The 24,907-nt window shown below is 68.8% G+C and carries 23 protein-coding genes; 7 read left to right on the top strand and 16 right to left on the bottom strand.

The window, feature by feature from the left end:
- Positions 1-61 precede the first annotated feature (61 nt).
- The 8 genes from tuf to ACVBEQ_RS21590 all read right to left on the bottom strand — a co-directional run bounded on the left by tuf (position 62) and on the right by ACVBEQ_RS21590 (position 10,782).
- Positions 62-1,252 carry an elongation factor Tu gene (gene tuf, locus ACVBEQ_RS21625; RefSeq protein WP_447155469.1) on the bottom strand — a complete coding sequence of 397 codons (1,191 nt, stop codon included), beginning with the start codon at positions 1,250-1,252 and terminating at the stop codon, positions 62-64.
- Positions 1,253-1,483: 231 nt separating this feature from the next.
- Positions 1,484-3,580, bottom strand: coding sequence for an elongation factor G (fusA, locus tag ACVBEQ_RS21620; protein ID WP_447155468.1), 2,097 nt, complete (start codon positions 3,578-3,580; stop codon positions 1,484-1,486).
- 187 nt (positions 3,581-3,767) lie between these two features.
- A complete protein-coding gene (gene rpsG, locus ACVBEQ_RS21615; protein WP_447155467.1) occupies positions 3,768-4,238 on the bottom strand; it encodes a 30S ribosomal protein S7 in 471 nt (156 codons plus the stop codon).
- Positions 4,238-4,612: a 30S ribosomal protein S12 gene (gene rpsL / locus ACVBEQ_RS21610; RefSeq protein WP_447155466.1), complete on the bottom strand. Its 375-nt coding sequence runs from the start codon at positions 4,610-4,612 to the stop codon at positions 4,238-4,240. Before rpsL ends, rpsG begins: the two co-directional genes overlap by 1 nt.
- 426 nt (positions 4,613-5,038) lie before the next feature.
- Entirely contained in the window at positions 5,039-7,561 is a 2,523-nt protein-coding gene (locus tag ACVBEQ_RS21605; protein ID WP_447155465.1) for an ABC transporter permease, read from the bottom strand.
- A 2-nt stretch (positions 7,562-7,563) separates the two neighbouring features.
- The gene (locus tag ACVBEQ_RS21600) at positions 7,564-8,325 is read right to left on the bottom strand and encodes an ABC transporter ATP-binding protein (RefSeq protein ID WP_447155464.1); all 762 of its coding nucleotides are present in this window, start codon (positions 8,323-8,325) and stop codon (positions 7,564-7,566) included.
- A gap of 268 nt (positions 8,326-8,593) precedes the next feature.
- The gene (locus ACVBEQ_RS21595) at positions 8,594-9,289 is read right to left on the bottom strand and encodes a response regulator (RefSeq protein WP_447155463.1); all 696 of its coding nucleotides are present in this window, start codon (positions 9,287-9,289) and stop codon (positions 8,594-8,596) included.
- A complete protein-coding gene (locus tag ACVBEQ_RS21590) occupies positions 9,286-10,782 on the bottom strand; it encodes a sensor histidine kinase (RefSeq protein ID WP_447155462.1) in 1,497 nt (498 codons plus the stop codon). Before ACVBEQ_RS21590 ends, ACVBEQ_RS21595 begins: the two co-directional genes overlap by 4 nt.
- A gap of 378 nt (positions 10,783-11,160) precedes the next feature.
- Here ACVBEQ_RS21590 and ACVBEQ_RS21585 point away from each other — a divergent pair, with 378 nt between their 5' ends.
- The 6 genes from ACVBEQ_RS21585 (at position 11,161) to ACVBEQ_RS21560 (ending at position 18,403) form a co-directional block, all read left to right on the top strand.
- A complete protein-coding gene (locus tag ACVBEQ_RS21585; RefSeq protein WP_447155461.1) occupies positions 11,161-12,192 on the top strand; it encodes an NAD(P)-dependent alcohol dehydrogenase in 1,032 nt (343 codons plus the stop codon).
- A gap of 450 nt (positions 12,193-12,642) precedes the next feature.
- Complete coding sequence (locus ACVBEQ_RS21580) at positions 12,643-13,416, top strand: DeoR/GlpR family DNA-binding transcription regulator (protein WP_447155521.1); 774 nt, start codon at positions 12,643-12,645, stop codon at positions 13,414-13,416.
- 104 nt (positions 13,417-13,520) lie between these two features.
- On the top strand, positions 13,521-14,939 hold the full coding sequence (locus ACVBEQ_RS21575) for an ABC transporter substrate-binding protein (protein WP_447155460.1): 1,419 nt from the start codon (positions 13,521-13,523) through the stop codon (positions 14,937-14,939).
- Between the two features lie 100 nt (positions 14,940-15,039).
- Complete coding sequence (locus ACVBEQ_RS21570; RefSeq protein ID WP_447155459.1) at positions 15,040-16,002, top strand: carbohydrate ABC transporter permease; 963 nt, start codon at positions 15,040-15,042, stop codon at positions 16,000-16,002.
- A complete protein-coding gene (locus tag ACVBEQ_RS21565) occupies positions 15,999-16,889 on the top strand; it encodes a carbohydrate ABC transporter permease (RefSeq protein WP_447155458.1) in 891 nt (296 codons plus the stop codon). The genes ACVBEQ_RS21570 and ACVBEQ_RS21565 overlap by 4 nt, the downstream gene beginning before the upstream one ends.
- A complete protein-coding gene (locus ACVBEQ_RS21560) occupies positions 16,886-18,403 on the top strand; it encodes a mannitol dehydrogenase family protein (protein ID WP_447155457.1) in 1,518 nt (505 codons plus the stop codon). Before ACVBEQ_RS21565 ends, ACVBEQ_RS21560 begins: the two co-directional genes overlap by 4 nt.
- Before the next feature lie 53 nt (positions 18,404-18,456).
- On the opposite strand, the gene ACVBEQ_RS21555 is transcribed toward ACVBEQ_RS21560, so the two are convergent.
- The 6 genes from ACVBEQ_RS21555 to ACVBEQ_RS21530 all read right to left on the bottom strand — a co-directional run bounded on the left by ACVBEQ_RS21555 (position 18,457) and on the right by ACVBEQ_RS21530 (position 22,439).
- On the bottom strand, positions 18,457-19,593 hold the full coding sequence (locus ACVBEQ_RS21555) for a Gfo/Idh/MocA family protein (protein WP_447155456.1): 1,137 nt from the start codon (positions 19,591-19,593) through the stop codon (positions 18,457-18,459).
- Positions 19,590-20,348 (bottom strand): sugar phosphate isomerase/epimerase family protein, encoded by a 759-nt coding sequence (locus ACVBEQ_RS21550; protein ID WP_447155455.1) that lies wholly within the window; start codon positions 20,346-20,348, stop codon positions 19,590-19,592. Before ACVBEQ_RS21550 ends, ACVBEQ_RS21555 begins: the two co-directional genes overlap by 4 nt.
- Positions 20,349-20,507: 159 nt before the next feature.
- Positions 20,508-20,942 carry a VOC family protein gene (locus tag ACVBEQ_RS21545; protein WP_447155454.1) on the bottom strand — a complete coding sequence of 145 codons (435 nt, stop codon included), beginning with the start codon at positions 20,940-20,942 and terminating at the stop codon, positions 20,508-20,510.
- Position 20,943: 1 nt separating this feature from the next.
- Complete coding sequence (locus ACVBEQ_RS21540) at positions 20,944-21,288, bottom strand: hypothetical protein (protein WP_447155453.1); 345 nt, start codon at positions 21,286-21,288, stop codon at positions 20,944-20,946.
- A 137-nt stretch (positions 21,289-21,425) separates the two neighbouring features.
- On the bottom strand, positions 21,426-21,716 hold the full coding sequence (locus tag ACVBEQ_RS21535; RefSeq protein ID WP_447155452.1) for a DUF1905 domain-containing protein: 291 nt from the start codon (positions 21,714-21,716) through the stop codon (positions 21,426-21,428).
- A 138-nt stretch (positions 21,717-21,854) separates the two neighbouring features.
- Entirely contained in the window at positions 21,855-22,439 is a 585-nt protein-coding gene (locus ACVBEQ_RS21530) for a TetR/AcrR family transcriptional regulator (RefSeq protein ID WP_447155451.1), read from the bottom strand.
- Between the two features lie 117 nt (positions 22,440-22,556).
- On the opposite strand from ACVBEQ_RS21530, the gene ACVBEQ_RS21525 reads away from it, so the two are divergent.
- Positions 22,557-23,510, top strand: a complete 954-nt coding sequence (locus tag ACVBEQ_RS21525) for an oxidoreductase (protein ID WP_447155450.1) — start codon at positions 22,557-22,559, stop codon at positions 23,508-23,510.
- Here ACVBEQ_RS21525 and ACVBEQ_RS21520 read toward each other — a convergent pair.
- Both ACVBEQ_RS21520 and ACVBEQ_RS21515 read right to left on the bottom strand, forming a co-directional pair.
- A complete protein-coding gene (locus ACVBEQ_RS21520) occupies positions 23,499-24,212 on the bottom strand; it encodes an anti-sigma factor family protein (RefSeq protein ID WP_447155449.1) in 714 nt (237 codons plus the stop codon). The two genes, ACVBEQ_RS21525 and ACVBEQ_RS21520, sit on opposite strands and share 12 nt — an antisense overlap.
- Entirely contained in the window at positions 24,209-24,733 is a 525-nt protein-coding gene (locus ACVBEQ_RS21515; protein WP_447155520.1) for a sigma-70 family RNA polymerase sigma factor, read from the bottom strand. The genes ACVBEQ_RS21520 and ACVBEQ_RS21515 overlap by 4 nt, the downstream gene beginning before the upstream one ends.
- Between the last annotated feature and the right edge of the window lie 174 nt (positions 24,734-24,907).

Here is a 24,907-nt window from a genome sequence, read left to right as displayed (position 1 = left end):
GACCGGAGTCGCGTGCGGGGCCTTCAGCCGATCAGCGAGCCGAGGCCCGCCGAGCAAAGGACTACTTGATGATCTTCGTGACCGAGCCGGCGCCGACGGTGCGGCCACCCTCACGGATCGCGAAGCGGAGGCCCTCTTCGATGGCGATCGGCTGGATCAGCGAGACCGTCATCTCCGTGGTGTCACCGGGCATGACCATCTCGGTGCCCTCGGGGAGGTTCACCACACCGGTCACGTCGGTGGTACGGAAGAAGAACTGCGGGCGGTAGTTGTTGAAGAACGGCGTGTGCCGGCCACCCTCGTCCTTGCCCAGGATGTAGACCTGAGCCTCGAACTCGGTGTGCGGGGTGATCGAACCCGGCTTGACGACGACCTGGCCGCGCTCCACCTCCTCGCGCTTGGTGCCGCGCAGCAGCAGCCCGACGTTGTCGCCGGCCTGGCCGCTGTCGAGCAGCTTGCGGAACATCTCGACACCGGTGACGGTGGTCTGGAAGGACTTCGGCTTGATGCCGACGATTTCCACGGTCTCGTTGACGTTGACCTTGCCGCGCTCCACCTTGCCGGTGACGACGGTGCCACGACCGGTGATCGTGAAGACGTCCTCGATGGGCATCAGGAACGGCTTCTCGGTGTCGCGGACGGGCTCCGGGATGGATTCGTCGACAGCGTTCATCAGCTCGACGACGGTCTCGACCCACTTCGGGTCACCCTCGAGAGCCTTCAGACCGGACGTCCGGATGACCGGGGCGTCCTCGTCGAACTCCTGGCCGGCGAGCAGCTCGCGAACCTCGAGCTCCACGAGCTCCAGGATCTCCTCGTCGTCGACCATGTCGGCCTTATTCAGGGCGACCAGGATGTAGGGCACGCCGACCTGGCGGGCCAGGAGCACGTGCTCCTTGGTCTGCGGCATCGGGCCGTCGGTGGCGGCCACGACCAGGATCGCACCGTCCATCTGGGCCGCGCCGGTGATCATGTTCTTGATGTAGTCCGCGTGACCGGGCGCATCGACGTGCGCGTAGTGCCGCTTCTCGGTCTGGTACTCGACGTGCGCGATGTTGATGGTGATGCCGCGCTGACGCTCCTCAGGAGCCTTGTCGATCTGATCGAAGGCGGAGACCTCGTTCAGGGTCGGGTACTTGTCGTGCAGCACCTTGGTGATGGCCGCCGTCAGGGTCGTCTTGCCATGGTCGACGTGACCGATGGTGCCGATGTTGACGTGCGGTTTGCTCCGGTCGAACTTCGCCTTCGCCACTGCTGTCCTCCTCAGGACTCTTCTGATGCGCCATGCGACTTCCGGTACTGATTGCGGTCGTCAGGGCGTTGGTGGATGGATCTGGACCGGGATCGATGTCGAGCCCGGACCCGTGACGGTGAGGCGTGTTGCCCCACCATCTCGACTGTGGAGGGTACGGACGGCCGCTCCCCGCGGCCAATCCGTACCTCTCGGTGATTCAGTTGTGCGTGATCGGCCGAGGCCGGGAGATCATTCGCCGTTCTGCTTGGCGATGATCTCCTTCGCCACGTTTGTCGGCACCTCGGCGTAACGGTCGAACACCATCGAGTACGACGCCCGGCCCTGGGTCCGCGACCGGAGGTCGCCGACGTAGCCGAACATCTCCGACAGCGGCACGAGGGCCGTCACGACGCGGGCGCCGCTGCGCTCGGACATGGACTGGATCTGTCCACGACGCGAGTTCAGGTCGCCGATGACGTCACCCATGTTGTCCTCGGGCGTGACGACCTCGACGCTCATCAGCGGCTCGAGCAGCACGGGCTTGGCCATCCGGGCGGCTTCCTTCATCGCGATGGAGCCCGCGATCTTGAACGCCATTTCGGACGAGTCGACCTCGTGGTAGGCACCGTCGACCAGGGTCAGCTTGACGCCGAGAACCGGGTAGCCGGCGAGGATGCCGTACTGCAGCGCGTCCTGCGCACCGGCGTCCACCGAAGGGATGTACTCCTTCGGGATACGGCCACCGGTGACGGCGTTGACGAACTCGTAGGTGGCACCTTCCGAGTGCTCCATGTCCAAGGGCTCGACCGTGATGAGGATCTTCGCGTACTGCCCGGATCCACCGGTCTGCTTCTTGTGCACGTAGCTGTACTTCTCGACCTTGCCGCGGATGGTCTCGCGGTACGCGACCTGCGGCTTGCCGATGTTGGCGTCGACGTTGAACTCACGCCGCATGCGCTCCACCAGGATGTCCAGGTGCAGCTCGCCCATGCCGGAGATGACCGTCTGGCCGGTCTCCTCGTCGTTCTTGACCTTGAACGTCGGGTCCTCTTCGGCGAGCTTCTGGATCGCGGTGCCGAGCTTCTCCTGGTCGGACTTGGTCTTCGGCTCGATGGCGACCGAGATGACCGGGTCCGGGAAGTTCATCGACTCGAGCACGATCTGGTGCGCCGGGTCGGTCAGCGTGTCGCCGGTGGTGGTCTGCTTGAGCCCCATGACCGCGACGATGTCGCCGGCGCTGACCGAGGCCAGCTCCTCACGCTTGTTGGCGTGCATCTGGTAGATCTTGCCGATCCGCTCCTTGCGGTCCTTGGTCGCGTTGACGACCTGGGTGCCGGTGTTCAAGGTGCCGGAGTAGACGCGGACGAAGGTCAGCTTGCCCAGGTGCGGGTCGGTCGCGACCTTGAACGCCAGCCCGGCGAAGGTGTCCTTCGGGTCCGGGTGACGCTCGGCCGGGGTGACACCGTCAGTGAGGGTGCCCTCGATGGCGCCGACGTCCAGCGGTGACGGCAGGTACTCGACCACCGCGTCGAGCATGGGCTGAACGCCCTTGTTCTTGAACGCGGAGCCGGTGACGACCGGGTTGACCTTGCCGGCGATGGTGGCCCGGCGGATGGCGGCGTTCAGCTGCTCGAGGCTGAGCTCCTCGCCGACGAGATAGGCCTCCATGGCCTCGTCGTCGTTCTCAGAAATCGTCTCGATCAGCTTCTCGCGCCACTCTGCGGCCTGATCGGCCAAGTCGGCGGGGATCTCCTCGACGGAGTAGTCCTCACCCTTGACCGTCTCGCCGCGCCAGGTCAGTGCACGCATCTGCAACAGGTCGACGACGCCGATGAAACCGCCCTCGGCACCGATCGGGATCTGCAGCACCAGCGGGGTGGCACCGAGCCGCTCGACCATCATGTCGACGCAGCGGAAGAAGTTCGCGCCGGTGCGGTCGAGCTTGTTGACGAAGCACATCCGCGGCACGTGGTACTTCTCGGCCTGACGCCAGACCTGCTCGGTCTGCGGCTCGACACCGGCGACACCGTCGAACACGGCAACGGCACCGTCGAGGACGCGAAGCGAGCGCTCCACCTCGACGGTGAAGTCGACGTGACCCGGGGTGTCGATGATGTTGATCTTGTGGCCCTTCCACGACGTCGTTGTGGCGGCGGAGGTGATGGTGATCCCCCGCTCCTGCTCCTGGTCCATCCAGTCCATGACGGCGGCGCCCTCATGGACCTCGCCGATCTTGTACGTGATGCCGGTGTAGAACAAGATGCGCTCGGTGGTGGTGGTCTTGCCCGCGTCGATATGCGCCATGATCCCGATGTTGCGGACCTTGTCCAGGGCGTTCGTGGCCACGGTGGCTTCTTCCTCGTCTCAATGAAAGTGGGGGTGTGCTGCGTGCTGGACGGCTCGCACAGGGAGTCCGTCCGCCCGAAAGGCAGCACCCATTACAGCGCCGAACAGGGGTGCGATATTCCTGTCCAACGCTGACAGTGGGTCACCAGCGACGGTATCAATTGACCGATGGATGACGATGAAGCTGTCACCATCGGTAGTGCGCGAAGGCCTTGTTCGACTCGGCCATCTTGTGCGTGTCCTCGCGCCGCTTGACGGAGGCGCCGAGGCCGTTGGAGGCGTCGAGCAGCTCGTTCATCAGCCGCTCGGTCATGGTCTTCTCGCGGCGGGCCTTGGAGTAGCCGACCAGCCAGCGCAGCGCCAGCGTGGTGGACCGGCCGGGCTTCACCTCGATCGGCACCTGGTAGGTCGCGCCACCGACGCGCCGGCTCTTGACCTCGAGGGCGGGCTTGACGTTGTCCAGCGCGCGCTTGAGGGTGACGACCGGGTCGCCGCCGGTCTTGTCGCGGCAGCCTTCGAGGGCGCCGTACACGATCGACTGGGCGATGGACCGCTTGCCGTCCATCAGCACCTTGTTGACCAGCTGGGTCACCAGCGGGGAGTTGTAGACCGGGTCGGCAACGAGCGGCCGACGCGGAGCGGGTCCCTTGCGGGGCATTAGCTCTTCTCCTTCTTCGCGCCATACCGGCTGCGAGCCTGCTTGCGGTTCTTGACGCCCTGGGTGTCGAGCGAGCCGCGGATGATCTTGTAGCGGACGCCGGGGAGGTCCTTCACCCGGCCACCGCGCACCAGCACGATGGAGTGCTCCTGCAGGTTGTGACCCTCGCCCGGGATGTAGGCGGTGACCTCGACCTGGCTGGTCAGCTTGACCCGGGCGACCTTGCGAAGCGCCGAGTTCGGCTTCTTCGGGGTGGTCGTGTACACGCGGGTGCAAACGCCGCGCCGCTGCGGGCTGCCCTTGAGGGCCGGCGTCTTGGTCTTGCCGATCTTGTCGGTGCGGCCCTTGCGGACCAACTGCTGGATCGTGGGCATGTGCTGGCGACTTCTTCCTTCGCGGTTCCGCGACGAGGCAGTGCTATGACGGTCTGAGTGCTGGTGATCCGTTGCCCCCGCGCGGACGCCACCGATGGTGGCGAGGCGCCAGAAAACCGAGCGCCACGCGGCACACGACTGAGGGCACAGAACATCGACCCAGCAGGACCGGGCCAATCGCACAGGCTACCCGCGCGTGCGGGACACCTGCAAATCGATCGGTTGTTCGGTCAGGGCTGGACGCCTGCTCCTCGTCCCGACCCGGAAGGAACGGAACAATGAGCCGGCGCCGGCTCGGCTCCCTGCGGACGGCTCATGACGAGTCGCCCGCGGCAAACCGGACCTCAGCGCTGGGTGCTTCGCTGATGATCGTACCGGCAGCCCGGATTGCCGCTCGCTCGCCAGGGGCGGTCACCTGCGCGCCGTTCACTCGGCCGCCAGTGCGTGCGTCGGCGGCGTCATCGCCGCCCGCCGGGACGGCAGCACCGAGGCGAGCAGTCCGGCGACCACCGCGACGCCGATGACCAGCACCAACGAGCCCCACGGGATGGCCAGGGTCGACTCCCCACCCGCTTCCCAGAAGGCGGACCGGACACCGACCCAGCCGTACCCGATACCGGCCAGCACACCGACGATGGCCGCGATCACCGCGAGCATCACCGCCTCGACCGCGAGCATCAGCCGCAGCTGGCGGCGCTGCAATCCCAGTGCGCGAAGCAGCGCCGACTCCCTGGTGCGCTCGATCACCGACAGACCGAGGGTGTTGCCGATACCGACGACCGCGATCACCACGGCGACGGCGAGCAGGCCGATCGCCACCGTGACGATGGTGCCGAGCGCCGATGACGTTGCGGCGCGTTCCGGCGCCGATCCGCCAAGGGTGAGCTCCGGAGTACGGGCGATGGTGCGGTTCAACTCCGAGGTGACCTGCTCCGCGTCCGCTCCCGGTTCCAACGCGGCCCAGATCACCAGGGGCGCCGCGTCCGGCGCCAGCTTCGCCAGCGACGCCCCGGTGAGGACGAAGGACCCACCGTTGACCCCTTGATCGGGCAGCGCACCCGCGGCAACGGAGAACGTCCCGCTGCGGCCGCCCACCGTGACGGTCACCCGGTCCCCGACCGACAACGATCCGGACAGCAGATAGCCGGGCACCAGCACGGTGTCGTCCCGGAGTTCGGCCGGCACCTCGGGAAGAACGGCATCCGCGCCGTCCCCGAGGCCGAGCACGGTCGCATCCGTGGCGATCTCGTCACCGGCGGGACCGGTGACGTCCGCGGCCGCGCCGGGAAGCGCCGCGGTCGCCCGCAGGCCCGGCTGTACGGCGACCGCGTCGATGACGGTGCGGGAGATCGCATCACCCTCGCCTGTGATGGAGATGTCGACGGGGTACTGCTCTGTCAGCGCCCGATCGAGCGAGGCCTGCGCGCTCGCTGCGCCGACCTGCATGGTCACGATCAGCCCGACGCCGAGCATCAACGCGGCGGCGGTCGCCGCGGCGCGGCCGGGATTGCGCCGGCCGTTCAGCGCGGCCAGCCGGCCCGGCACCCCGGCCAACCCGGCGACCATCCCGACCAGCCGAAGCAGCGGCGGCACGAACGTGGGGCTCAACAGGAGGATGCCAACGGCCGACAGCGCTCCGCCGCCGAGGGCGAGCAGCACCTGATTACCCAGCACCGCCAGCACCAGCAGGGCGAGGCCGGCGGACGTCAGGAGGCCCGCGGTGACGACCCTGCGGCGTCCGGCCCGGCGCCGTGGCGCGTCCTCCGGAACCGGCTGCAGCGCGACCAGCGGTGCGACCCGCATCGCCGCGGACGCGGGCGCAACAGCGGCGAGCACGGTCAACACGACCCCGCCGGCCGCGGTGACGGCCAGCCCGACCGGCAACACGGGCCAGCCGTCGGCGAGCCCCGTCAACCGGGCACCGAGCCACCCGGCGCCGCCGCCGACCAGGATGCCCAGCACCGAACCCATGACGCCGATCAACCCGGCCTCGATCAGCAGGTCCCGGCGGACCCGACCCGAGGTCGCACCGACACAGCGGGTGAGCGCGATCTGCCGGCGGCGCTGGGTGATCAGGATGGTGAAGGTGTTCGCGATGACGATCCCCGCCGCGACCACGGCGATCACCGCGAACCCGAGCAGCACGATGGCCAGGATGTCGACGCCGTTGGTCAGGTCGGCGATCGCCTCGTCCGCGCGCTCGCCGGCGCTCTGCACGACCGCAGTGTCGCCGACCGCCGCCTCGACCGCGGTGCGGAGATCGCCTGCGGGCACCTCATTCCCGGTGAGAACAGCGATCGGAGCGTCGGTCACCCCACCCCAGGCAGCGGTCACAGCAGCGATCAGGCTCGCGGACACGAAGGCGGTCCGCTGCGCACCGCTGAAGGCCGATGACGAGGTATCGGCGATTCCCACAATGCTCAGCTCGCGGCCCGGCTGGTCGTCGGACCCGCTCGTCACCGAGAAGGTCTGTCCGACAGCGAGGTTCGCTGTGGTGGCGGTCGACCGATCGACGATCGCCTCATCGACCCCGGTCGGCCAGCGACCCTCCTCGAGACCGAACCAGCGGAGCCGGTCGTCCTCCGGGACCATCTGCAGCGCAAGACCTCCGCGGGATTCGGCAGCGGCGTAGCTGACGTAGCCGGTGGGCATCCGCTCGGCGTGCGCAACGCCGGGCACGGCCCGCACCCGGGTCAGCAGGTCGTCACCCGATGAACCGGAGGACGACCCGGATTCCGACCCGGTGAAGTCCGGGACCGGCGTGACGATCAGGTCGGCGCCCCGGTACGGCGCGGCCACGCTGTCGGCCAGCGCCGAGCGGTAGGTGGCGCTGAAGACCAGGGTGGCGGCGACGAAGCCGACCCCGAGCACCACCGCCAACGTCACGGCGACGAAACGGCTGGGATAGGAACGGATCTGGGACAGGGCTGGGGTGAGTGCGGAACGCATTGTCAGGCCCCCAACGTGCGCATCGCGGCCAGCACGTCGTCGGCTGTCGGTTCGGCGATCTCACCGGCGAGCCGGCCGTCCGCAAGCAGGACGACCCGGTCGGCGTACGACGCCGCGATGGGATCGTGGGTGACCAGCACGATGGTCTGCCCGGACTCCCGGCTGCTGGTGCGGAGATAACTCAGCAGGGCCTGTCCGGTGCGCAGGTCGAGGGCGCCGGTGGGTTCGTCGGCGAACACGACGTCGGGGCGGGTGATCAGCGATCTGGCGATGGCAACCCGCTGTTGCTGCCCGCCGGAGAGCTGGCTGGGCCGATGACGCAACCGGTCGGTGATGCCGAGGGACGTTGCCAGGGAATCGAAGTGGGCCCGGTCGACCCGCCGTCCGGACATCTCCAGCGGCAGCAGGATGTTCTGCTCCGCTGTCAGCGTCGGCAGCAGGTTGAAGGACTGGAAGACGAAGCCGACCCGTTCCCGGCGGACCAGCGTCAGGGCGCGGTCGGGCAGCGACGTGAGCTCCTGCTCGCCCAGCCAGACCGACCCGGCGGTCACGGTGTCAAGGCCCGCGAGGCAGTGCATCAGGGTGGATTTCCCCGAGCCGGACGGACCCATGATGGCGCTGAACGAGCCGGCGGCGAACTCGACACTGACCCCGTCGAGGGCGCGCACCGCGGTGCCGTCGCTGCCGTAGATCTTCACGACGCCGGTGGCGGCGGAGGCCGGTCGGGTCCTGGTGGTCACTCCGGTTGGCACCCCGGTTGGCATCTCAGTTGGCACCCCGGTTGGCACCCCGGTTGGCACTGTTGGCGTCATGACGTGAAACTCCCTGAGCTGAAGCCGCTTTGCCGCTGGTGCGGCGAAATGACGGCACCCAGCACGCTAGGAGCGGCGGCGCTCGTTGCCATCGGAGCACGGGCCCTGATGCGGCGACGGTGGCTACGACCGTGGGTGGACCTGCGTCGGCGAGGCACCCGTGGTCGCAGCGGCTCAGCGGCGCTGGACCGGCCCCGCCCTCTTCAGCCAGGTTGCGGGCTCAGCGGCGCTGGACCAGGCCGCTCTCGTAGGCGAGTACCACCAGGCCGACCCGATCGCGGCGATGCAGCTTCGCCAGCAGTCGGCCGATGTGCGTCTTGACGGTCGCCTCCGCCATGTACAGCCGGGTCGCGATCTCGGCGTTGGTCGCGCCGGCCGCCACTTCCACCAGCACCTCCCGCTCGCGGTTCGTCAGCGTTCCGAGCAGCTCCCGGTGCCGATCGGGCTCGGCCGGCCCGCCGGGCAGTGCGTGGGTGACCTGTTCGAGCAGCCGACGGGTCGCACTGGGTGCGACGACGGCGTCCCCGGCGGCGACCGAGCGGATGGCACCGAGCAGTTCGTCCGGTCGGGCGTCCTTCAGCAGGAACCCGCTCGCCCCTGCCCGCAGCGCGGCGAACACGTACTCGTCGAGGTCGAAGGTGGTCAGCACCAGCACCTTCGGGGCGTCTGCGGGGCCGCCGGGACCTCCGGTGATCCGGCCGGTGGCTTGAACACCGTCCATCACCGGCATGCGGACGTCCATCAGCACGACGTCGGTGCGCGATCGAACGGGACCGGTCGGCCCGATGGCGGCCACGGCCTGGGCGCCGTCGGCGGCTTCACCGACCACGGTCATGTCCGGCTGGGCGTCCACGAGCATCCGGAAGCCCGCCCGGACGAGGGCCTGGTCGTCGACGATGAAGACCCGGATCGTCATCGCGGGCCGTCGTTCGCCGCGGCGGTGACGCCGGATCCCGCAATCGGCCGGGTATCCGCGGCGGGGCCGGCTCCCACGGCGGTCGAGCCGGGCGGAGCTGGTGGCAACGGCAGCGTCACGGCCACCTGAAAGCCGCCGCCCTGCCGCGGCCCGGTGGCCAGAGTCCCGCCGTGCACCCTGACCCGCTCCCGCATGCCGACCAACCCGTGCCCGCCGGCGCCCTCGTCACCGAACGGCCCCGGCGATGCTGCCGCACCGCGACCGTCGTCAGTTACCGTCAGCTCGAGATGGGTTGCTCCGAAGAGCAACTCGACCTCGGCGGAGGCCGCCGGGCCGCCGTGTCGCAGCACGTTGGTCAGGCCCTCCTGGACGATCCGGTAGACCGTCAACCCCAGCGCCGGCGGCAGCGGCCGCTGCCGACCGGACACGGTGAGCGTGACGTCGAGGCCGGTGCCGGTCACCTGCTCGATCAACGGGGCCAGATCCGGGACGCCCGGCGACGGTGCGTATACCACCGGCGCCTCACCCGCGGCGGGAGCCGGGCCCGAGGCAGAGCCCGGGCCTGAACCTGAGCCGGGAACTGGGGCGGAACCAGAACCCCGACCGGAGCCCGGGCCTGAGGCGGGAACCGGGCCGGAACCAGAACCCGGGCCAGAGCCGGAGACCAGCTTGAAGCCGGAGGCCAGGCCAGACCCGGAGGAGGACACGGTAGACGCATCCGGTGCCGCACCGGACCGCAGGACGCCGACCAGCCGGCGCATCTCGGCCAGCGCTTCCCGGCTGGTGGCAGCGATGGTGTCGAGCACCATCGGCGCGATGTCCGCCCGGTCCGGTGCCGCCCGGACCGCTGCCGCCGCGCCGTCTGCCTGCACCACGATCACGGTCAGCGAGTGGGCGACGATGTCGTGCAGTTCGCGGGCGATGGTGGTGCGTTCCCGCGCTGCGGCCATCTCGGCCCGCTGGTCCCGCTCGACGGCCAGCAGCCTGTTGCGTTCCTCGAGCGCCGCCAGTTGCTCCTCGACGTGCTCGCGCTGGTCACGTTGCCGCGCGCCGAGCAGGTAGGCGGCGGACACCGCGCCGAAGCCGGCGGCGAAGCCGACCATCGCGAGACCCGGCGCGTCGGCCCCGAACCACAGCACCGCCCCGAGGCCCGCTCCGCACACCGCGGCTGCCCACGTCGTGATCCCCCACCAGCGCGCCCGGACGTGCGCCGTGGCGGCATGGACCACGATCACCACCGCGACGTCACCCAGGATCGGCCCGGACACCACCGTCAACTGCCAGAGGCAGAGCAGGGCGACGACGACCGAGACCATGCGCGGCAGGGACCGGCGCGCGAAGAGCGGGAGGATCAGAATCGCACTGACGACCAACTCGGCCCGCTGCCCGGACGCGAAATATCCGATCAGGGTCAGGACGAGCAGGACGCCCACGATGATGGCGTCGCCGACCCAGCGATTGACCTCCAGCCAGCGGTTGAGAGTGCGGAGCATGGTCGAACACTAGGGCGCCCCGCACCGCAGGCAATCCACCTGTGGGTGGACCGCGCGGGGGAGGCGACCGGGAAGACCCACGGCGACCGAGCAAGACCCACGGCGACCGAGCAAGACCCACAGAGTCCGGGCAAGACCCACGGCGACCGAGCAAGACCCACAGAGTCCGGGCACCGGCAGCACCTCGATCACACTTCGCGACGGCCACATCCGGTGCGACGGTCGGTGTTCCGAGTTCCAGTCCCGTCCGGAGGTCAACAGATGGTTTCCACCGCCCAACCCGGTCACGGCGGCAGTCCCGCCACGACGCAGTCACGGACCCACACGGCCACTTCCCGCACCGATTCAGCGCATACTGCGGCTGAACAGCCCACCTCCATGCGGGTCAGCGTGCTGCACGGACCGGGCAAGGTCGAACTCGAAGAGCGCCCCGTGCCACGTCCCGGCCCGGGTGAGGTACTGGTGCAGATCGGCTCGGTCGGCATCTGCGGATCGGACGTCCACTACTACCGGCACGGCCGGATCGCCGAGTACGTGGTGCGCGAGCCACTGGTGCTCGGGCATGAAGCGGGCGGCCGGATCACCGCAGTCGGACAGGGCGTCGACCCGGGCCGGATCGGCCAGCGCGTTGCGCTCGAGCCCGGCGTGCCGTGCCGGTTGTGCCGGGAGTGCAAGGCTGGCCGGTACAACCTCTGCCGGGATGTGCGGTTCTTCGCCACTCCCCCGATCGACGGGACGTTCGCCGAGTTCGTCGCGCTGGCAGCCGATTTCGCCCATCCGGTACCGGACACCCTGTCCGATGACGCCGCGGCACTGATGGAGCCGCTGTCCGTGGGGGTGTGGGCCTGTGACAAGGCCCAGGTCGGCGCGGGCCGCCGGGTGCTGATCAGCGGCGCCGGGCCGATCGGCATCATGACCGTGCAGGTGGCGCGCGCGCTCGGTGCCACCGAGATCGTCGTCTCCGACGTCGCACCGGCCCGGCTGGCGGCCGCCCGCAGCTTCGGGGCGACCAGGACGCTGGACGCGCGCACCGACGGCGGGGAGATCGACGGGCTCGACGTCGACGCTGCCATCGACTGCTCCGGCGCGCCGCCGGCGATCGCACAGGCGATCCGGGCCGTGCGCCCGGCCGGCAGGCTGGTGCTGGTCGGGATGGGCGCCGACGAGATCACCCTGCCGCTCGGGCTGATCCAGGGTCGGGAGATCACCGTCACCGGCACGTTCCGGTACGCCAACACCTACCCCACCGCCATCGCGCTCGCCGCGTCCGGCCGGGTGGAACTCGACCGGATGGTCACCTCGCGCTACGGGCTGGAGGACGCGGAGCGGGCGCTGTCGCTGGATGCAGACCCGGCCGCGATGAAGGTCGTCGTTCTGCCGGGCGTCGCACGGGTCGGCGCGAATGCCTGATGGGCTCGTGGTCGGCGGATCGCGAAGGATCCTGCTGCTCTGCAGGACACGACCTTCGACGATGTCGCTGTCGCGAGCGGATTCAACGGCGCCGGCGCGGACCGGGACGACCCGAAACCGGGCGCTCCGGCGGGCATCGCCCGGAGAACCACACGGAACGGTCGCCGCCGGGCATGGTTTCGGGCAGCCGGCCCGCCCGAAATGCCCAGCAGCGCCCTGCTAACCCGAGTTTGGCCTGCCCGTATCCGGGCAACAACCGGACTACACGATGTGACGACAACCACTCGACGCGTGACCGTTGACGGACCATTGTGAGAGCCGCACCACACGAACCATCATTCACACAGTTCGATGCGCACCGGTAGATGCGCCCGAGTAACGGGCTCAGGCAGATCGACAGGCAGATCGACACAGCGCGGCGAGACGGAGTCGGGAGAGCGGGTGAGGTCAGTGCAGACCAAGCAGGGCGAGGAGCGGCGGCGGATGATCCTCGATCACGCCCGCGGAACGGGCCACATCGAGGTCTCCGAGGTCGCGGTCCGGCTCGATGTCGCCGCCGAGACCGTTCGGCGTGATCTCAAGGTGCTCGAGGAGCACGGGCTCGTCCGCCGCATCCACGGCGGCGCGTATCCCGTCGAGGGTGCCGGGTTCGAGTCGAACATGGATCACCGGAGCGGGCACCGGGTGCCCGAGAAGCGGCGGATTGCAGTTGCCGCCGTGGAGAACCTGGGTGACGCCGAGACCGTCTACCTGGATGAGGGTTTCACCCCGCAACTGGTCGCCGAGGAACTGCTGCAACTGCAACGCCCGCTCACCGTGGTGACTTCCTCGCTCACCGCGGCCGGACTGCTCGCGCCGGCGGAGAACATGTCGGTGATCATGCTCGGCGGAAGGGTCCGCGGCCACACCTTGGCGACCAATGATCACTGGGCTATCGCCATGCTCTCGGATCTGGTGATCGATCTCGCCGTGCTCGGCACCAACGGCATCTCCCGGGACCGCGGCCTCACCACGCCGGTGCCGGCGGTGTCGGCCGTCAAGCGCAAGGTCGTCGAGGTCTCCCGCCGCCGCCTGTTCGTCGGGGTCCACACCAAGTTCGGCATCAACAGCTTCTGCAAGTTCGCGGACGTCGCGGACTTCGAAACCCTCGTCACCGACACCGGAATGTCCTCGCACGACGCCCACCGTTACAGCGCCTTGGGACCAGCCGTGGTCCGCGTCTAGCCGCCGGCCGCACACAACCGCACAGCCACCCACCACCGGCCGGGATCCCCCGGACGGGCGGTTCAGCGCGCACCCGTGCGCACGAACAATCGAGAGGACGACTCATGCGACTGCCCCACCGCAGAGCCACCCACGACCCAGGGCGAGCAGCCCGCGGGCGGCGCTCCGCCGGACGGACCGTCACCGGACGGGGCGCCAGGACCGTCGCGGTCGCGACCGCCCTGCTGATGGCGACCACCGCGTGCACCGCCGGTGCCGGCGGGAAGTCCGACAGCGGCCGGTCCATCAACGTGTTGATGGTGAACAACCCGCAGATGGTGGATCTGCAGAGGTTGACGGCGGAGAATTTCACCGCCGAGACCGGGATCGTGGTGAATTACACGGTGTTGCCGGAGAATGACCTGCGGGACAAGGTGTCGCAGGAATTCACGAGCCAGGCCAATCAGTATGACGTGGCGACGCTGTCGAACTTCGAGATCCCGATTTACGCGGGCAATGATTGGTTGTACCCGCTTGACGAGTTCGTCGCGGCTGACACCGAGTTCGACCAGGCGGACATCTTCCCGTCGATGACTCAATCATTGAGCGCGGATGGTGTGCTGTACGGAGAGCCGTTCTACGGGGAGTCGTCGTTCCTGATGTACCGCAAGGACGTCCTGGACGAGAAGGGCCTGACGATGCCCGAGCGGCCGACCTGGCAGGAGGTCGCGGATATCGCGGCCCAGGTCGACAACGCCCAGCCCGACATGCGGGGCATCTGCCTGCGTGGTCAGCCGGGGTGGGGCCAGGTGATGGCCCCGTTGACCACGGTGGTGAACACTTTCGGCGGTACCTGGTTCGACAAGGACTGGAATGCGCAGGTGAACGCGCCGGGGTTCACCGAGGCCACCGAGTTCTACGTGAACCTGGTCCAGCAGCACGGCGAGTTCGGTGCCCCGTCAGCTGGTTTCACGGAGTGCTTGACGGCGCTCGCGCAGGGCAAGGTCGCGATGTGGTACGACGCGACGTCTGCCGCCGGCAGCCTGGAGGCGGACGAATCTCCGGTCAAGGGCAAGCTCGCCTACGCGCAGGCCCCGGTGGTGAAGACCAAGGCCTCCGGTTGGCTCTATGCGTGGTCCTGGGCCATCGAGAAGAGCACCCCGAAATCGGCGGATGCGTGGGCGTTCATCTCCTGGGCGTCCGGGAAGGACTACGAGAACCTCGTCGGCAACGAGATCGGTTGGTCCCGGGTACCGGCCGGGAAACGCGCCTCGACGTACGAGATCCCGCAGTACGTGGAGGCCGCGAAGGCGTTCGCCGAACCGACCAAGACGGCGATCACCGAAGCCGACCCGACCAACCCAGGCGTGCAGCCGCGGCCGACGGTGGGTATCCAGTTCGTCGACATCCCGGAGTTCACCAATCTGGGAACCAAGGTCTCGCAGGACATCTCCAGTGCCATCGCCGGGCAGATGAGCGTCACCGACGCCTTGAACAGAGGCCAGGAACTCGCGACCGACGTCGGGGTGACCTACCAACAATGACCACCACCAGAACCATCACCCTCCCCGACATCAGCACCGGAATCAGCATTCTCGGCCCGCTGTCCACTGCATGCATCTGCTCCCACTCGGAGGTCCCGGCATGAGTTCCACCACCGAATCGAAGACGGCCACCGCGCCACCGAAGGCGCCTGTCCCCAACAGGCTGGAGCTGACCCCGAAACAGGCATGGTTCCGACGTATCCCGCTGCTGCCGGCGCTGATCTTCACGATCATCCTGACCCAGTTGCCGTTCGTGGCGACGCTGGTCATCTCGTTCATGAACTGGAACGCCTACCGCCCTGACCAGCGGGGTTTCGCCGGCTTGTCCAACTACGCCAAGGTCTTCACCGACGCCGACCTGCTGCGGTCGGTGTGGGTGACCATCCTGATGACGGTCACCGTCGTGCTGGTCAGCCTCGTCCTCGGCCTGTGCATCGCGCTGCTGCTCAACCGGGCGTTCCGCGGCCGCGGCCTGGTCCGCACCATGATGATCACGCCGTTCCTGATCGTCCCGGTCGCGGCGGCGCTGGTGTTCAAACACGCGATCTACAACCCGATCTTCGGCCTGCTCAACGGCGTGATGACCTGGGTGTGGGGAATCTTCGGCAGCGACAACGCACCACAGGTGGACTGGATCACCCAGTTCCCGCTGCTGTCGATCGAGATCACCCTGATCTGGCAGTGGACCCCGTTCATGACGCTGATCCTGCTGGCCGGCCTGCAGTCCCGCCCCGGTGAGGTCCTCGAGGCCGCATCCGTCGACGGCGCCAACCACTGGCAGATGTTCACCCACATGACGTTGCCGCACATGCGGCAGTACCTGGAACTGGCCGGGTTACTCGGCTCAATCTACGTGATCCAGACCTTCGACGCCGTTTACACCATCACCTCCGGCGCGCTGGGCACCGCGAACCTGCCCTTCACCATCTACCAGACCCTGTTCACCGCACAGGATTACGGGCTCGCCTCCGCGCAGGGCGTGATCGTCGTCATCGGATCCATCATCATCGCCACGTTCGCGGTCAAGAACGTCTCCAGCCTGCTGTCGGAGGACAACAAATGACCATCACCGCACCCTCGACGACCACTGGGGCGGCTCGACCCGCCCCCGAGAAACCACAGAGCAAGAACCGGCTCGGCAAATCCGCCCTCACCACCCTCACCTGGCTGATCGGGTTGCTGTTCATCACCCCCGTGGCCTGGATGGTGCTGACCAGCTTCCACTCCGAGATCGACGCGGCATCGAACCCGCCGGACATCTTCGCGCCGCTCACCCTGGACGGCTACAAGGCGTTCTTCGGCGGCGAGTCGGGCGCCAGCCCGTGGCCCTCGCTGATCAACTCCGCGTGGGCGTCGGTCGGGTCGACCATCCTGGTGATCCTGCTGGCCATCCCTGCCGCGTACGCGTTGTCGGTGAAGCCGGTGCGCAAGTGGACCGACGTGATGTTCTTCTTCCTCACCACCAAGATGCTGCCCGCCGTCGCCGGGCTGATGCCGATCTACCTGATTGCATCGGCCATCGGGCTGCTGGACAACATCTGGTTCATGGTGATCATCTACACCGCGATGAACCTGCCGATCGCGATCTGGATGCTCCGCTCGTTCCTCGCCGACGTCCCGCCGGCTCTGTTCGAGGCAGCATCCATCGACGGCGCCAATCTGGTGCAGACACTGCGCCGGATCATCGTGCCGATCATCTCCCCCGGTATCGCGGCGACCGCGCTGATCTGCTTCATCTTCGCCTGGAACGAGTTGCTGTTCGCCAAGGTCCTGACCGGTGTCGTCGCGCAGACCGCCCCCGTCTACCTGACCGGCTTCGTCACCTCGCAGGGCCTGTTCCTGGCCCAGCTCTGCGCGGCCACCACCGTCGTCTCGCTGCCCGTCCTCATCGCCGGATTCGCCGCCCAGGACAAGCTTGTCCAGGGCCTGTCCCTGGGAGCCGTCAAGTGAGCAGCACCCGAATCTCCACCCCGCTCGCACTGAGCACCGCGTCCCTCGAGAACCTGCGCGAGGACATCCCCCGCCCGTCCTACGACCGGAGCCAGGTCACCACCGGCATCGTGCACTTCGGTGTCGGCGGGTTCCACCGCGCGCACCAGGCGATGTACCTGGACCGGTTGATGAACGAGGGCAAGGCGCTGGACTGGGGCATCTGCGGCGTCGGGGTGATGCCGTTCGACGCCACCATGAAGAAGGTCATGGACCAGCAGGACTGCCTGTACACGCTGGTCCTCAAGGACCCGGACGGCACCTGGGAGCCCAGGGTCATCGGGTCCATCGTCGAGTATCTCTTCGCCCCCGACGACCCTGATGCCGTCATCGAGAAGATGGCCGACCCGGCGACCAGGATCGTCTCGCTGACGGTCACCGAGGGCGGCTACAACTTCCACCACGTGACCGGCGAGTTCGATGCCGAGAACCTCGCCGTCGCCGCGGATCTGGTCCCCGGCGCCGTCCCGGCCACCACCTTCGGGCTGATCACCGAGGCCCTGGTGCGGCGCCGCGACCGTGGGATTCCGCCGTTCACGATCATGTCCTGCGACAACATCCAGGGCAACGGCCATGTCGCGCACAAGGTGTTCACCACTTTCGCCCGGCTACGTGGGAAAGCCTGGGGCGACGAGGGTCTCGGCGACTGGGTGGAGCGGAACGTGAAGTTCCCGAACTCGATGGTGGACCGGATCACGCCGGCCACCACCGACCAGGACAGGGCGGACATCGCCGAGCGGTTCGGCATCGCCGACGGCTGGCCGGTGGTCTGCGAGCCGTTCACCCAGTGGGTGCTGGAGGACCACTTCGTCGACGGCCGGCCACCGCTGGAGGACGTCGGTGTGCAGCTCGTGGAGGACGTCGAGCCCTACGAGCTGATGAAGCTCCGGTTGCTGAACGCCAGCCACCAGGGGCTGTGCTACTTCGGCTATCTGGCCGGCTACCGGCTCGTGCACGACGTGGCCCAGGACCCGCTGTTCGCCCGGTTCCTGCTCGACTACATGGAGGAAGAGGCAACGCCGACGCTCCGCCCGGTGCCGGGGATCGACCTGGACGCCTACCGGCGCCAGCTGATCGAACGGTTCTCCAACGCCGGGGTCCGCGACACGGTGCCGCGGCTGTGCGCGGAGAGCTCGGACCGGATCCCGAAGTGGCTGATCCCGGTGGTCAGGGAGAACCTCGCCGCCGGCGGCCAGGTCACCCTGTCGGCCGCGATCGTCGCGAGCTGGGCCCGGTACGCCGAGGCCGTCGACGAACAGGGCGAGCCGATCGACGTCGTCGACCGGCTCAAGGACACCCTGATCGCCACCGCGCAACGCCAGCGCAGCGAGCCGCTGGCGTTCATGGCCAACCGCGAGCTGTTCGGCGATCTGGTCGACGACACCCGCTTCACCGAGCCCTATCTCGCGACGTTGACCGCGTTGCACGAGCGCGGTGCGCGGGCCACCCTGCAGGAGCTGATCAGCGGCGTCTGACCGTATGCACTCCGCTGGCCCGGGCCGTTTCCTCCACGGTCCGGGCCAGTTTCCTACACGGTCCGGGCCAGCGGATCCCACTCCGGCGGCAGCGGGTCGACCTGCCCGAACGTCGACGTGACGGGCACGAAGGTGGCGCCCTCCGCCGATTCCAGGGTCGCGTACATCGCGTCCAGCACGTGCTGCCCCTGCTCCCCGGTGGCCCGGTGCCGGCCGCCGGTGCGCAGTGCCCGGGCCATGTCGACCACACCGATGCCGCGGCCCGCGCCGGCCTCGTCGACCGACACGGTGTCCGGGTCATCGACCCCGGCCCTGAACAGGCGGACGTCGCCACCGAACTTGTTGGGGTCGGGCATCGCGATGGTGGCGTCCGTGCCGGCGATCTCCAGTACCCCCATCCGGGACAGCGGCGAGTCGAAACTGAAGGTGGCCGCCGCGATCTCGCCGGCGGAGAAGTCGTAGATGGCGGTGACGAAGGTGGGCACCGTGACGTCGAAGACCTCCCCGGCGCGTGGGCCGGATCCGATCGTCCTGGTCGGCGACATCGTCGACGCGCGCGCCGCCACCCCGGCGATCGGGCCGAACACCTGCGTCACAGCCGTCAGGTAGTACGGGCCCATATCGAGCAGCGGGCCGCCGCCGGCCTGGTACAGGAAGTCGGGGTTGGGGTGCCAATGGTGCGGGCCGCCCGTCTGGAAGACGATCGACGCGGTCAGCGGCCGGCCGATGTCGCCGCGACGGATCATCCGCAACCCGGTTTGCAGGCCCGGACCGAGCACGGTGTCCGGCGCACACCCCAGCATGAGGCCGGACTGCGCCGCCTGTGCGACCAGCGCCGCACCGGCTTCCCGTTGCAACGCAAGCGGTTTCTCGTTCCAGACATGTTTGCCCGCCGCCATCGCGGCCGATGCGACCTCGGCGTGGGCCACCGGCACCGTCAGGTTGACGACGATCTCCACGTCGTCCGCGGTGAACGCCTCTTCCACCGTGCCGGAAGCTGCGATCCCGAACTCCTCGGCCTTCGCGCTCGCCAGCTGGGGAAACAGGTCCGCGACGAAGCACACCTGCACATCGGGGTAGCGGTTCAGATGCGCCAGGTACTGCTCGCTGATCTTCCCGGCCCCGACGATCGCGACGCCGACCGGACCCGACCGTCCTTGCTGCCCGCCGGCCACCGACCCGGCCGTCATCGGCTCACCTGCAGACCCGATGCGAAGGAGTAACTCTCGGCGATGCCCTCGAACAAGTCGCCTGCGTAGTCGTCGAACTCGAGGACCGGGATCTCGACCGTTCTTGCCGCAGCGACAATGTCGACCACCGGCATGGCGCCGGCTCCGAGCGGCAGCTGTTCCGAGTTCTCCTTGTTGATCGGTCCGTCCTTGAGATGCAGCAGCCGCACCCGGTCGCCGAGCCGGCCGAGCAGCTCGGGCACCGAGCCGCCGCCGACGGCCGCCCAGTAGGTGTCGACCTCCAGCACGACTGTCGGGTCCAGCAACTCCGCCAGCAGCTCGAGGGCCGGCCGGCCGTCGACGGTGTTCTCCAGCTCGAAGGCGTGGTTGTGGTATCCGACCTGCAGGCCGTAGCCGGCAGCGACCTCAGCGGCCCGGGTCAGATCGTCGGCCACTCCCTGCACACCCTCGCGGGAAGTCCAGCGGGACGGATCAGTCATCGGCGCCACGACGGTCTGCACGCCGACCGTCTGCGCCGCGCGGAAGACCGGATCCAACTCGACGCCCGGATCCGCGACCCGCGCGTGGGCGCTGGGAGCCGACAGCCGGTTGGCGTCCAGCGCCGCCCGCAACCCGTCAGGGTCGCCGAGCAGGTCGAACGGCTCCACTTTCGTCAGCCCGATCTCGGCGAGCCTGGCCAGGGTTCCGGGCAGATCTTCGGCGAGCTGGTTCCGCACGGAGTACAGCTGCACGGACAGTGCTGGCAGTGCTACCACTTTCGTCCTCCTGGGTGTCGATGCGTTCGTCTTTCGGGGCGTTCGCCTTCTGGGCATTCGTTGTTCGGTGCATTCGTCGTTCGGTGCATGGCGGTGCGCTGGGACCTGACAAGCCGGAGCGCGCCAGGCGTCGGCCGGGCCGTGCCGACGGACAGTCGGTCAGCCCACGAAGATGCAGAACGGGTGACCGGCCGGGTCGGCGAAAACGTACAGCGGCTCGTCCGGGTCGTCGAAGCGGTCCAGCAGTTGGCGACCACCCAGATCCAGCACCCGCGCGCGCTGCGCCAGCAGCTCATCGGTGTCCGGCACTGTCATGTCCAGGTGCAGCATCTGCGGGCGCGGACCCTCTGGCCAGGTGGGCTCCGGCAGCTCCGCCACCTGCTGGAACGCCAGCTGGGCCGACCCGTTCGTGGGCCGCAGCACCAGCCAGTCGGCATCGTCGCGACCCGCCGAGGGCGGTTCGTCCCCGGGCCGGTATCGCATCCCCAGCAGCTCCCGGTAGAACTCGGCGAGCTTCCGCACGTCCGTGCAGTCCAGCACCACCTGCCGGACGACGGGATAGGTCTGTGCGGCGCCGGCCTCTCGGGTGGCCACCTCAACTCGCCAATCGCAGCGGGTCGCCGAGCAAGGTGTGGAGGTTCTCCCTGACCTCGAGATCGAGCCCGTTCTTCCCGGCAAGCCATTCCACCTCGCGGTACGTCCGGCCACCGACCCGCCGCAGCCAACAGGCGGACGCCGTCATCCGGGTGGGCGCGACGCCGACGAGGTCCCGGGCCGGTGAGCTGATCTCGAACCAGTGACCCTGCGGGCTGATCGCCCGGCAACCGATGGCGCTGATGTCCCACCCGAGTGCGCCGAAGTGCTGGGCGGCGAAGATCCATTCGCGACGGGCATCACCCTGCGAGGGTTCGAAGTGGATCCACCACTCGTGACGAATCACGTTCCCATCCCTCCCGGGTCCCGGTTCGGCGCCCGCGCGCACGGGCTCCGGGTCCAGTACCCAGTTTGCGCCAGGCCCACCCGGGCGATGGGGAGGCGGCCCGAATCAGCCGTCAGTCACCTGTCGGATCAAGCAGCTCAGCTCAGGCGCTGCAGGAGGTGCACGTCGACGTGTTGGTCGGACTCCGACTTGCCGATGGCTTTGCAGAGTGCGGCGCGCAGCGGCAGCCAGTGCGGCCCTGTTCCCGAGGGCATCAGGGTCGCCTGGAACGGATGCCCGTCAAGCGTGCCGGCGACCTTCACCGCGCGACGGGTACCCAGGGCCGCATCGCAGCCGGCCAGTTCGAGGTAGGTCGCGAACGCCCCGTCCTTCCGGATCGCCGCGGTCATCGAGAGGTCCAGCGGACGCGGGTCGTTCGTGGTGGGCATCGTCGTGTCTCCTGTCGAAAGGAACTGGGGTCGGTCCGGTGTCGCCGACCGGGGTAGACGCCGCACCACACGCGAACTCATCGCATCAGCCTCTCCGCGGCGGGACTTTCCACAAGGCAGCCGACACGGGCGGTCACCTCAGCGGTCGATCTGTCCCGACGGCCCGGTGATCCGATGGACGGCAAGCATCAGGGCCTCCCGGTGCTCCAGGAGCCGCTCCTGCGGCGCGCCGTCGCCGAGCGCCTGTAGGGAGGGCGACGCGGTGAACCACGAGGCCACCAGGCCGATCACCAGGATCAGCACGTCGATCGGTGCTATCCCTTCGGCGATCGTGCCGGCGCGTTGACCGGCCGCGACGTCGGTCACCTTCGGCCGGTAGACGTCCATCTCAAGGACGGACACTGCCGGCCGCTCGAGCGACTTCCACAGGGTCAGCCGGACCAGATCCGGGTGCAGGATCATGTGGTCGAAGAGGCCGGCCGCATAACCGGGCAGGTCGTCGGCAGTGAACGGCACCGCGTCGGCCAGGACGCCGAGAGAATGCGCCATCACGGTGTCGAACAGTTGCTCCTTGTTGCCGAAGTACGCGTAGATCAGCCGTTTGTTGGCCTTGGCGCGCTCGGCGATTCGGTCGACCCGCGCTCCGGCGAGGCCGTGCTCGGCGAATTCGTCGAGTGCGGCCGCCAGCAACCGGCGCTTGGTGTCAGTGGAATCCGGAGGCATGGTGCCGCCCACCGTAGCAGTAACTAACTGGTTATTGACAGCGTCACACCGCGCTGGCATGGTTGGTAACCAACCAGTTAGAGACCGACCATTGACCGACCGACGAAAGGGCATCCGATGCCGACCATTCCCACCACCGGCGCCATCCTCATCACCGGTTGCTCGTCCGGTATCGGGCACGCCGCGGCGATCGCTCTGCACGATGCGGGACGCCCTGTCTACGCGACCGCACGCCGCCTCGAGTCCATCTCGGACCTCGCGGACCGCGGGATCGCGACCCTCCCACTCGACGTCACCGACGAGGAGTCGATGGCCGCAGCTGTCCGCGCAGTCGAGGACGAATCCGGTGCCGTCGCCGTGCTGATCAACAACGCCGGCTACGGGCTGTACGGACCGGTCGAGCAGGTGCCGATGGACGACGTCCGACGGCAGTTCGAGACCAACTTCTTCGGCCTGGTGCGGCTCACCCAGCTGGTCCTGCCGGGGATGCGGAAGGCGAAAGCCGGTCGGATCCTGAACGTCTCGTCGATGGGCGGCCGGGTCACACTCCCCGGTGGCGCGTTCTACCACGCCAGCAAGTACGCCGTCGAAGGGCTGAGCGACGCCCTGCGGATGGAGCTCGCGCAGTTCGGCATCGACGTCGTGCTGATCGAGCCGGGTCCGGTTCGCACGCCCTGGAACGACATCGCCGCGGGCAGCATCGCGCAGTCGGACGCGGCGGCAGGCGGGGCGTCCGGCGAGCCCGATCCGTACGCGGACTACAAGGAGGCTGTCGGGAAGGCCTTCGGCACCATCGGCAGTGGGCCGCTCGCCCGGCTCGGGTCGACGGCCGACGACATCGCCGAGGTCATCGTGAAGGCCGTGACGACCGACCGGCCACGCACCCGTTACCTCATCAACGCGGTCGCGAAGTCGCTCGTCGCGACCCGCGCGCTGCTGCCGGACCGCCTGTCGGACAGGGTGTTCAGCTGCAGTACGGCCTGCCGCGCTGACCGTCCGCCGGGTCTGCACCGCGGCGCCGGCGGCCGCCCCGTGCACGGGCCCGGTCGCGGACCACCGTCACGGGGATGACCGCAGGATGGTCCGGCCGTCGGGCAGCAGCACCTCGAGCGACGCGATGCGGTTCCGCGGAACCGCCGTCGCCACCGCCACTCTCGCGGTCGCACCCGGAACGGCACGCCAGCTGCCGGCGGGGCTGTGCTGTCCCTGGGTGTCGATGACGGCAAGGTCGTAGGACACCGACGAGTCGATTGTGTCGGTGTAGGAGCAGATCACCGTGATCGCGGTTCCCCACTTCTTGTCGGTCAGCTCGAGCGACGCCGTCATCGGCCCGGGCACCACCGGGATCATCGGCGTCTGCTCGTCGGGGACGGCGGGCACCGTTCCCGGGCTGGTCGTCGCCCCTGCGGTGGTGCCGCCGCCGGCCTCGTACAGCGCGTCTTCCGTGTTCTCGTGGACGATCAGCACCCCGCTGATCACCAGGACCGCCGCCGCGGCCGCGGCCAGCAAGCCCCCGGTCGCCCACCGGCGACGCCGCTGCGCCGACCGCACCCTCGCGATCAGCGACGGCAGCAGGGTCTCTGGCACCGGCGGACCCGGGTCCTCGACGGCCTCCGCCGACGTCAGTGCGAGCAACCCGGGAAGCCCGGCAATGCGTTGCACGGACGCCTGGCACGCGTCGCATCCCCGCAGGTGGTCCTCGTAGGCGTGCCGATCCGCGGGCGACAGGGCACCGAGCACGTAGGCGGCATCGCTGCGGCACAGGTCGCTCACGTCACCACCCCCATCTCCTCGAAGATCAACCGCAATGCATGCAGCGCGTAGTGCAGCCGCGACTTCACCGTGCCCACCGGGACGCCGAGCCGGCCGGCCGCCTGCGCCGCGGTACAGCCGCGGAAGTAGCACTCGAGCAGCACGGCCCGATGATCGCGGGTCAGCCGGCGCAGTGCATCGGCGACCATCAGCGATTGGACCGCGGTGTCCGTACCGTCGGGTTCCAGCAACTCCGGGAGGAGCTCGGAGGACGTCGTCGGGCGGCGCTGCGCCGAGCGCCAGTCGTCCACCACGATGTTCCTGGCCACGGTGAACAGCCAGCCGCGGGCTGAGGCGTCCTTCTGTGCGAGCACCGCGGGCTTGCGCCACGCCCGGAACAGCGTCTCCTGAACCACGTCCTCCGCACGGCTGCGGTCGCCGCCCGTGAGGTGCAGGACGAATCCCCACAGCGCCGCCGCGTGCTGATCGTGCAGGACACGCAGCAGTTCGTCGTCCGCACTCGTCGTCGACCGGGCGCCGATGCGCGGGACCGCGGAGTCGTCGGCCGACGGATCCTGCGTCACTGGCACCTCCCCTCCGCCGGGCCGTCATCCAGACCTGAGCCGAACGGCCCACCACGGCGATTGCCGATTCCCGCCACCCCCGACGGCTACCGGGGACGGCATCCGGGCGTGGTGGGCGTCCGTGCTCTGCGT

The organism is Nakamurella sp. GG22, from assembly GCF_052976845.2.
The sequence above is the reverse complement of the archived record's forward strand: the minus strand, read 5'-3'. Positions and strand labels throughout refer to the sequence as shown.